Source organism: Lyngbya sp. CCY1209 (genome assembly GCF_055795065.1).
In genome coordinates, this window is record NZ_JAYFER010000153.1 from 1 (window position 1) to 9,808 (window position 9,808).

The 9,808-nt window shown below is 59.4% G+C and carries 10 protein-coding genes; 9 read left to right on the forward strand and 1 reads right to left on the reverse strand.

The genetic code is table 11. The features are described 5' to 3' along the window. From AC0QHF_RS01965 to atpC, 9 genes are all read left to right on the forward strand, one after another. On the forward strand, positions 1-1,157 hold a 1,157-nt coding region (locus AC0QHF_RS01965; RefSeq protein ID WP_324702501.1), incomplete at its 5' end, for a sensor histidine kinase. Positions 1,158-1,352: 195 nt separating this feature from the next. Then, complete coding sequence (locus AC0QHF_RS01970; RefSeq protein ID WP_324702502.1) at positions 1,353-1,958, forward strand: SLATT domain-containing protein; 606 nt, start codon at positions 1,353-1,355, stop codon at positions 1,956-1,958. A 24-nt stretch (positions 1,959-1,982) separates the two neighbouring features. Beyond that, positions 1,983-2,645, forward strand: coding sequence for a hypothetical protein (locus tag AC0QHF_RS01975; RefSeq protein ID WP_324702503.1), 663 nt, complete (start codon positions 1,983-1,985; stop codon positions 2,643-2,645). Between the two features lie 111 nt (positions 2,646-2,756). After that, complete coding sequence (locus AC0QHF_RS01980) at positions 2,757-4,073, forward strand: four-carbon acid sugar kinase family protein (RefSeq protein WP_324702504.1); 1,317 nt, start codon at positions 2,757-2,759, stop codon at positions 4,071-4,073. A 77-nt stretch (positions 4,074-4,150) separates the two neighbouring features. Then, on the forward strand, positions 4,151-4,969 hold the full coding sequence (gene minC / locus AC0QHF_RS01985) for a septum site-determining protein MinC (RefSeq protein WP_324702505.1): 819 nt from the start codon (positions 4,151-4,153) through the stop codon (positions 4,967-4,969). 371 nt (positions 4,970-5,340) lie between these two features. After that, positions 5,341-6,147, forward strand: coding sequence for a septum site-determining protein MinD (gene minD / locus AC0QHF_RS01990; RefSeq protein WP_324702510.1), 807 nt, complete (start codon positions 5,341-5,343; stop codon positions 6,145-6,147). A gap of 183 nt (positions 6,148-6,330) precedes the next feature. Beyond that, positions 6,331-6,615, forward strand: a complete 285-nt coding sequence (gene minE / locus AC0QHF_RS01995) for a cell division topological specificity factor MinE (protein WP_324702506.1) — start codon at positions 6,331-6,333, stop codon at positions 6,613-6,615. 154 nt (positions 6,616-6,769) lie between these two features. Continuing rightward, positions 6,770-8,227: a F0F1 ATP synthase subunit beta gene (gene atpD / locus AC0QHF_RS02000; protein ID WP_324702507.1), complete on the forward strand. Its 1,458-nt coding sequence runs from the start codon at positions 6,770-6,772 to the stop codon at positions 8,225-8,227. Positions 8,228-8,346: 119 nt separating this feature from the next. Continuing rightward, positions 8,347-8,763: an ATP synthase F1 subunit epsilon gene (gene atpC, locus AC0QHF_RS02005; protein ID WP_324702508.1), complete on the forward strand. Its 417-nt coding sequence runs from the start codon at positions 8,347-8,349 to the stop codon at positions 8,761-8,763. Positions 8,764-8,864: 101 nt separating this feature from the next. Here the strand turns inward: atpC and AC0QHF_RS02010 are convergent, their stop codons facing one another. Continuing rightward, complete coding sequence (locus AC0QHF_RS02010) at positions 8,865-9,473, reverse strand: MamS/MamX family magnetosome protein (RefSeq protein WP_324702509.1); 609 nt, start codon at positions 9,471-9,473, stop codon at positions 8,865-8,867. Between the last annotated feature and the right edge of the window lie 335 nt (positions 9,474-9,808).

Below are 9,808 nucleotides of genomic sequence, written 5' to 3' on the forward strand. Positions count from 1 at the left end.
CCCCCCCCCCCCCCCCCCCCCCCCACTCCCCCGAACCGGCCCTGCCGATTTTACCCGCGGCCCCGGACTCCGAATTCGAGTCCCCCCCCCCGCCGGAAGCCGAACCGTTTTCCGCTCCCGAAGCCGAAACGGGTTGGCCGCACCCCGACTCCCACCCCGACTCGCCCCGACGCCAAGTGCTGCCCCTGATACACGATCGCCGGGTGATGGGCTTTTTGGTCACCGGCCGCGACGACCGGCCCTGGAACTCCCAAGAACGGCAGCAACTCCAGGCGATCGCCCACACCCTCACCACCGCCTGCATTTTGGAGCGCCGCTCCCAATGGCTGCGGGAGCAATTCGCCCGGCAGTACCAACTCCAGAGCCGCGAATACGAAACCCTGCACGGGCTGCTGCACCAACTCAAAAGCCCCCTCACCGCCCTGAGGACCTTCGGCAAACTCCTGCTCAAACGCCTACTCCCCGACGACCGCAACCGCCGACTCGCCGACAACATTTTGCGGGAGAGCGATCGCATCCAAGAACTGCTCGAACAGGTCGATCGCAGCGTCGGACGGGGCGAGGACGTCCTCAGCCTGCCCCCCCTCGACATCGACATTTCCGACGCGGCCGAAGCCCCCTCACCGCCCCCGGCCCTGCTCCCGGCCGCCGACGTCGCCGAACCCTTGCAAATCGAAACCATCCTCGATCCCCTCTGGACCTCCGCCTGCGCCATCGCCGACGACCGTCGCCTCACCTGCATTTCCGAAATTCCCGCCGCCCTCCCCCCCGTACTCGGCAACGCCAAAGCCCTGCGGGAAGCCCTCGGCAACCTGCTGGACAACGCCCTCAAATACACCCCCCCGGGGGGGCAAATTTACCTGAAAGTCGCCGTCGAATCGGACTCCCGCCTCGGGGTCGCCGTCAGCGACACCGGACCCGGCATCCCCCCCAGGGACCGCGACCGCCTGTTCGAGCGGGGCTACCGGGGCATCCGGGCCGGGGGCGACATCCCCGGAACCGGCCTGGGGCTGGCGATCGCCCGCGACCTCCTCGATCGGACGGGGGGAGATATCCGGGGGGTTTCCCCCGCCCTCCCCGAATGGCTCCCCCACGGGGTCTCCCCCCGGGGCGGGGTGGGAACCACCTTCGTCGTGTGGCTGCCCCGGGCGGGTTGACTCCCCAACCCCGATCCCCCCATTCTCCCGATGGGTCGATTTTGGTATCGTATAATCCTTGAGTGCAGTTTCGACCCCCACAAAACAAGGCATTATCATACATTCGCCATCCTCCGAGGTGGCTCTCAAAATGCGATCGACGGGTCCGGGTCGAAGGAGTCAACTGCGCCGAACCCATACCAGGGATAAAAGATCATGGAAAATTTGGTCAGACGAGAAGATATTCTCGCCCGCGCTGAAGATAGAAGAAATCTCTGCCGGATCATGAGCTGGGCGCACCTTTACGTTTCGATCCGGTGGGCGCACACCCATTTGTACATCGGCATTCCCAGTACCGTACTGGCCGCCGCCGCCAGCGTCCAGGCGATCGCCGAACTGCAAAAACCCGAAGGCGGCACGACCTTCGCATTTTACGTCGTCTTTTCCGTATTGGTGGCGGGATTGGCCCCCCTGCTCACCTTTCTGAATCCCATCGAGAGGGCTAACGACCACAAAGCCGCCTCCCGGGTGTACGAACAGTTGGGGGACGCCTACGACAAATTCTTGCTCGAATGTCTCGTCAATCCCCGGGATCTCCTTTCCGAACTCGAAGATCTCGCGGCGTTGAACTCGCAGTACGGCGAACTGAAAAAGCCCCTGCCCATCACCCCCGAATGGGCCTATCAGAAAGCCGTGAAAAAGTCCGATAAAAATCAGTTGGTGGCGACTTACTCGCAAAGCTACAGGGTTTCTCAATCGACAGGTCAAGTCCGTTTATCTGACGAGGAAGTTCGGGGGAGCTATCAAACCCCGTCCCTCTAGGGCGGGGGGTGTCGAGGTCTGGCCATGAAACCCGATTTGGAAGGGCTCGAAATTAGCCGGGGGGAACTCAAACATCTCAGCGGACTGGGCGTGAACCGAGTCTACCGCCCCCCCACCCTGAAAAAATTTGGGCGCGAGGGCGTCAAAACCCTCGTCGCCTCGGGGCTGATCTTCCTCAGTTACGGAATTTTGAGCGCGATTGTTCCCCGATATCAATGGGCGTTGGGGAGCGTCCACGCCATCGCCGCGGCGGGACTGATTCTCGACGACACCCTGAAACTGATCGCCACCCACCGCCATCAAACCGCGATCGCCATCTGGGAGCAGGTGGAACGCTACAATGCCATCGTCAGGGCGATCGACCTGTTCGACGGCCTCGAACAAGCCGGAAATCCCCAGGGCGCGTGGGCCGATCGAAAACAAATGATCGAAGCTTTGACACTGATCCGAGCCGAACTGGTGCGGGCCCTGAAAACCGAAGCCTTGCTCCGCAAAAACCGCCAATTTATCGCCGAATCCGGCGATTTATTCCCGCCCGACCTCTCGAATTGGATCGCCCCCAAATTGGCCGACTTCCCGGACGATACCCCCCACGGGCACCTGCTGGCCGAAGCCTGGAAGGTAGCCGTCGCCGTCGAAACCCAGTTGAAACCGTTGCGCGATGATCGCCGTCCCCCCCGATTTTGAACCCCACTCTCACCCTCCTCTAGCCCCGGCGTCCGATCGATGGTAGGCTGTTGATCGAACTCCGAATCCCGACCTCGATCCTGCTGTGCCAGTTACTCCGAAACCGATCCGATGCAACCCAAAATAATCGTTCTGGATGACGATCCGACCGGCTCCCAAACCGTCCACAGTTGCCTGCTGTTGACCCGCTGGGACGTGGAGACCCTGCGGCTGGGACTCGCCGACCAATCCCCCATTTTCTTCATCCTCACCAACACCCGGGCGCTGACCCCGGAAGACGCCGACGCCGTCACCCGGGAAGTTACCCACAACCTTAAAGAAGCGATCGCAGCCGAGTCCGTCCAAGATTTCATGGTGGTGAGCCGCTCCGACTCCACCCTGCGGGGCCACTACCCCACCGAAACCGACGCCATCGCCGAAGAGTTGGGACCCTTCGACGCCCACTTCCTCGTCCCCGCCTTTTTTGAAGGGGGACGCATCACCCGCGACGGCGTTCATTACTTGAAAATTGATGGCGTCGATACCCCCGTCCACGAAACCGAGTTCGCCCGGGATTCCGTGTTCGGCTACCACCACAGCTACCTGCCGGATTACGTCGCGGAAAAAACCGGGGGTAAAATCCCAGCCGCATCCGTGGAATTGTTCAAACTCGACACTATCCGCAACGGCACCCTCGACCGCCTCATGCACCTGACCGGAAATCAGTGCGTGGGAGTCGATGGGGAAACCCAGGCCGACCTAGACCGCTTCGCCTCCGACGTCCTCACCGCTGCCGGCCGGGGCAAGCGGTTCCTGTTCCGCAGCGCCGCGAGCATCCTCACCTCCCTCGCCGCCCTCGGCCCCCAACCTCTGCCCCCGGACGAGATGGGACAATACACCCGCCACCATAAACCCGGGGTGGTTTTGGTGGGCTCCCACGTCAAAAAATCCACCCGGCAACTCGAACGGTTGCTCGAAGAACCCGATGTCGTGGGGGTGGAAGTGGATGTCTCCCACCTCCTCGAAGATAGCCCGACTCGGCGCGATGAACTGCTCCGCCAGATCTGCGATCGCGTCGCCGCCGTCCACGCCGGGGGACAAACCCCCGTCATCTACACCAGCCGGGAGGAAATCACCTTTGAAAATACCCAGATCCGCCTGAAATTTGGGGCGGCGGTTTCCGCCCTGCTGATGGACATCGTGCGGGGGTTGCCGGACGATATCGGATTTTTGGTCAGCAAAGGCGGCATCACCTCCAACGACGTGCTGAGTACGGGATTGGCTTTGAGAACCGCCCGCCTCCTCGGACAGGTGCTGCCGGGATGTTCGATGGTGAAAACCCCCGCCGACCACCCCCAATTCCCGAATCTTCCCGTGGTGCTGTTCCCCGGCAACGTCGGCGATGCCGACGGCTTGGCGACGGTTTGCCGACGCCTGAGTCCGGAATAATTGACAATTGACAATTGACAATGAATTCTGGGACTCCCCACTCCCCACTCCCGACGTTGAGAGTTGAACTGGTCACTATGTCTTCTGATGCGCCCCAATCGACCGAAGTTTTGGCCGAAGAAACACCCCAGGCACTGCCCCCGGCTCCGGCCACCCAGTCCCAGGTGCGGTTCCGGCGGGAAGGGGATTGTCTGCTGCTGATCCTCCCGGAAGAAACCGGCCGCGATCGCCCCGAAGCCTCCAATGGCAGCACTTGGACGGAACTGTGGCAGCAGCTTAAACACCGCATCAACGGCGGCGAACACGCCTGGGAACCGGGTACGGATGTGCATCTGGTGGCGAAAAATCGCCTGTTGGACGGACGCCAGCTTCAGAGCATCGCCGAAGCCCTCGCGGAAGTGCAACTGGAACTCAAGCGGGTGAAGACCGGCCGCGCCCAGACGGCCGTGGCCGCGGCGATGGCGGGATATTCCGTCGATCGCGACTCCGAACGGAACCACCTGGCTCAAACGGAAGCTGACCCCGCCTCGGTGCAAGCCGAACCCCTGTATCTGAAAATGACCCTGCGATCGGGGGTGGATATCCGACACCCCGGGACGGTGGTGGTGTTGGGCGACGTCAACCCCGGCAGTTCCATCGTCGCCGACGGCGATATCATCGTCTGGGGACGGCTGCGGGGCACCGTCCACGCCGGGGCCCGCGGCAACCTGCAAAGTTTGGTCATGGCCTTGCAGATGGAGCCGACGTTGATCCGCATCGCCGACCGCGTGGCCCGCGGCCCCGAACAATCCCCCGACCTGTTTTTCCCGGAAGTCGCCTACATCACCGCCAATGGCATCCGCATCACCCGGGCTAACGAGTTCGGTAAGGCGAAAATCTGGCAAATTCGGGGCTAGAAACGGTATTGGGGAGTCGATCCTCGGGAGTTGGAGAAAGAGACCTTCACGGATAATTGTCAATTATCAACCGTCAATTATTTATTAAAATTCTGCTATCATCGGTGTCGCGTCGCGATCGCCCACTCCCGAATCTCTGAATTTTCAAAACCTGCTAATAATTAGGTCGGGGCGACTTCAGCAGGGGCAGGCGATCGGGTAGGATGAATTCACCCGATTCTCAGATGGTCGCCTTTCCCGAAAATTGACGGGGAACATCGGGGTTATCCAGAATTGGGAGTCGGGAGTCGGGGAAAGGAAGTTAATTGTCAATTGTCAATTATCAATTATCAATTCCCAACACCTGTACTGCTAACAAACGAACCACCAGCATGAGTCGCATTATCGTTGTCACCTCTGGAAAGGGAGGGGTCGGGAAAACGACCTCCACAGCTAATCTCGGCATGGCTCTGGCCCAACGGGGACACTCGGTTGTGGTCATCGACGCCGACTTCGGCTTGAGAAATCTGGACTTGTTGCTGGGTTTGGAAAACCGCATCGTCTACACGGCGGTGGAAGTGCTCTCGGGGGACTGCCGCCTGGAACAGGCCCTGGTCAAAGATAAGCGCCAGCCACGCCTGGTGCTGCTCCCCGCCGCCCAAAACCGCATGAAAGATGCCGTCACCCCCGAACAGATGAAAGAGTTGATCGGCCAACTGACACCCAAGTACGAATATATATTGATCGACTGTCCGGCCGGGATCGAGCAGGGGTTCCAAAATGCCATCGCCCCCGCCAAGGAGGCGATCGTCGTTACCACCCCCGAAATTTCCGCCGTCCGGGACGCCGACCGCGTCATCGGGTTGCTCGAAGCCAACGGCATCAAGCGCATCCGCCTGCTGATCAACCGCATTAAACCGGGGATGGTGCAAGCCAACGACATGATGTCCGTCCAAGATGTGGAGGAAATTCTCGCCATCCCCCTCGTTGGCATCATCCCCGATGACGAACAGGTGATCGTCGCCACCAACAAGGGCGAACCCCTGGTGTTGTCGGAAACCACTTCCGTCGCCGTCATCGCCTTCAACAATATCGCCCGCCGCCTGGAGGGGGAAAAAGTTGAATTTATGGATCTCAACCCCGCGCCGGAAGGTTTTTTCACTCGGCTGCGAAAACTGCTGTCGTCTAAGATTGTCTAGTAGGTCGCCGCTCCGGGCGAACCCCACCCGAGACAGATTCCGGGTCGCCGACTCCAGTCCCCGCGATCGGCACCGGTCATCTTCCCCCAGTCCCCTACTGGATGCGCGAGGGTCTCATCTGGGGCCTCTGGCAGCTCGGGCGCAGATTTTCCACCCCTACCGACCGATAATCCCGCAAATCTGATGAAGATCAATGAATTTCTCGAACGACTCTTTCCCCGCACCACCTCCACCAGCCGTGATGCGGTCAAACAACGGCTGAAGCTCGTCCTCGCCCACGATCGCGCCGACCTGTCCCCGGAAATGGTGGAAGCCATGAGGCGGGAGATCCTGGAAGTGGTGTCCCGGTACGTCGAAATCGACACGGAAGATTCCGAATTCGGCCTCGAAAGCGACCAGCGGGCGACCACCCTGATCGCCAACCTGCCGATCCGCCGGGTCAAAAATACCCCCGCGTCCAATTCCTGAACCCGTCCGCACGCCCCCGACCGGGCATAAACTTTCTCGGCAAATTTTCTCTGGAATGTCTCCATAGAGTGATACCCTAATAGATGGCAATATTAAATTCTTCTAAAGCTTGCCGAACACGTCGGATTAGCTCGATAAGGAAATAGGCGAAAGCATGGTCACCACCGCAGAAAAAACAAACGTCGGCTACGTTACTCAAATCATCGGCCCCGTTGTCGATATTAAATTTCCCAACGGCAAATTGCCGGAAATCTACAACGCCCTGAGAATTTCCGGGAAAAACGAAGCGGGTCAAGATATTTCCGTCACCTGCGAAGTCCAGCAACTTCTCGGTGACAACCAAGTGCGCTCCGTTGCCATGAGCGGAACGGATGGCCTGGTTCGCGGCATGGAAGTGACGGATACCGGATCGGCGATTAGCGTGCCCGTCGGCACCGCTACCCTGGGTCGGATTTTTAACGTCATCGGCGAACCCGTAGACAACTTGGGCCCGGTTCAAACAGAAGAAACCTTCTCCATTCACCGCTCCGCGCCCGCCTTCGTGGACTTGGAAACCAAGCCATCTGTCTTTGAAACCGGTATTAAAGTATTAGACTTGTTGGCCCCCTATCGTCGGGGAGGCAAGATTGGCCTGTTCGGTGGGGCCGGGGTTGGCAAAACGGTGATCATGATGGAATTGATCAACAACATTGCCATCAACCACGGTGGGGTTTCCGTGTTCGGGGGCGTGGGCGAACGCACTCGGGAAGGAAACGACCTTTACAATGAAATGATTGAATCGGGCGTAATCGACACCGAAGATCGTTCCAAGTCTAAGATTGCCCTCGTCTACGGTCAGATGAACGAACCCCCCGGGGCGCGGATGCGGGTGGGTCTGTCAGCCCTGACAATGGCTGAATATTTCCGCGATGTCAGCAAACAAGACGTGCTCCTGTTCATCGACAATATTTTCCGGTTCGTGCAGGCGGGTTCGGAAGTATCCGCACTCCTGGGACGGATGCCCTCCGCCGTTGGATATCAGCCGACTTTGGGCACGGAAATGGGGGAACTGCAAGAGCGGATTACCTCCACGAAAGAAGGCTCGATCACCTCGATTCAAGCCGTTTACGTCCCGGCCGATGACTTGACAGACCCCGCTCCGGCCACCACCTTCGCCCACTTGGACGCGACTACGGTGCTGTCCCGGGCTTTGGCGTCGAAGGGGATTTACCCCGCCGTCGATCCCCTGGATTCCACCTCCACCATGTTGCAACCCAGTGTGGTGGGTGAGGAACACTATCAAACCGCCCGAGCCGTACAGTCCACCCTCCAGCGTTACAAAGAACTCCAGGATATCATCGCGATTCTGGGTCTGGATGAATTGTCCGAGGAAGACCGTTTGACTGTGGCTCGTGCTCGTAAGATTGAGCGTTTCCTGTCCCAACCTTTCTTTGTGGCTGAGGTGTTCACGGGTTCTCCGGGTCAATATGTGCCTTTGGAAAAGACCATCAAGGGCTTCCAGATGATTCTGAATGGGGAACTCGACGATCTACCGGAACAGGCCTTCTACTTGGTCGGCGATATCGATATGGCGATCGCCAAAGCCGAAAAGATGAAGGAAAAAAATCAATAAATCGGGTCGCCCAGATCTCGAATTTTGACGGGTCGGGGAGTCGGGGCGGATCGCCTCCGAAATCCGACTCCCTTCCGGCTCCCGACCTTCAGTTGTGGATTACATTCAACACCGAACTTATGACATTAACCGTGCGCGTCATCGCCCCGGATCAGACGGTCTGGGACGCTACGGCCGAGGAAGTGATTCTCCCGAGTACCACCGGCCAACTCGGAATTCTCAGCGGCCACGCCCCCCTGCTGACGGCTCTGGATACCGGAGTCATGCGGATCCGACCCAAAAATGAATGGATCGCGATCGCCCTGCTGGGGGGATTTGCCGAAGTGCAAGAAGATGAAGTGACCATTTTGGTCAACGGCGCCGAGCGCGGCGACAAGATCGACACCGAAGCCGCCCGCCAAGCCTTAGCCAAGGCGGAAGCCGCGGTAGAGCAAGCCAGCGCCGGCATCAATTTGCAGGAGCAGATCAAAGCCAAGCAAGCCCTCAAACGGGCCCGAGCTCGACTGCAAGCGGCGGGTGCTGCGGTCGAAGTTTAGATCCGATCGAGAATCTGGGGAATCCCGAACGAAACCCGAATGCCGGGGCGGTTGAGGTTCCCCAATTTTTTGGGTCATTTCGGGCGATCGCAGGCCCGCAGTTACCGGGGTTGGCAAACCGCCCCGCCGCCGCTCCAAACCGGAAAACCGTCATCATTTCTCAGGTTCAGCGTCTGACCTCCGGCCGTGATTTGACCGGCGATCATCATCGGTTCTCCGCCCCAGTCGATTCGCGATCCCGTCACTTCGATCGCGTCGTCGGGGGAAATTTGAACCGCCTGCCGATCCCAAAACCACGACGGCCCCATGTGCACCTCGATCTGTTCGTTATTGTCGGTTTCCAAAATCGCGTGCATTCCTCCGGGTCCCCGACCGCCCCGGAAATTTTCCGTATCGACCGAGACAATCCGGCCCCGGACGGTTTCGACTTGGCCGGGGTCGTACATCATCGGGCCTCCCCGTCCTCCCCGCCCCATTCCTTGCTGGCGTCCCCATCCGGGGCCGCGACCGCGACCGCGACCGCGACCGGGGCCGTAGCCTTGCCCCCGTCCCGGGCAGTTTTGATAGACTTCCTGGGGATTGTCCGAATTTCCGCCAATATTGTCCGAAGTCGGCTGTGAGGATACGGTGGCGGTATTGAGGGTGACGAATCCCGTCGCGATCGCCAAACCGACGCCCGCGATCGTCCCGTAGCGCTGTTTCTTATTCATATGAACCTCCTGGCCGTTCGCCAGTGTTCTGCTATTCCTACGATAAACCCTCCAGTTGCCGGAGAGTGTAGGGTGAGATGGAAATTCTATCGGCGGGGAGATTGGTCGGGATGGAAGCACAATCCTTCACCCAGACCGATGATATATAAATAGATATAGCAACGAGCGATCGCGTGTTTACAGTTCCGTCCAGGGGACAAACCTCTACGAATACTTCCAGACGTTGATGTACGGCACCAACTCCGTTTACATATCATTGGGTAACCAATCCCCGCGAAGACAGCGACGGGGCTTTCTAGCCCTAACCTGTTACTCTGTCTCGCAGAGAGCAAGAC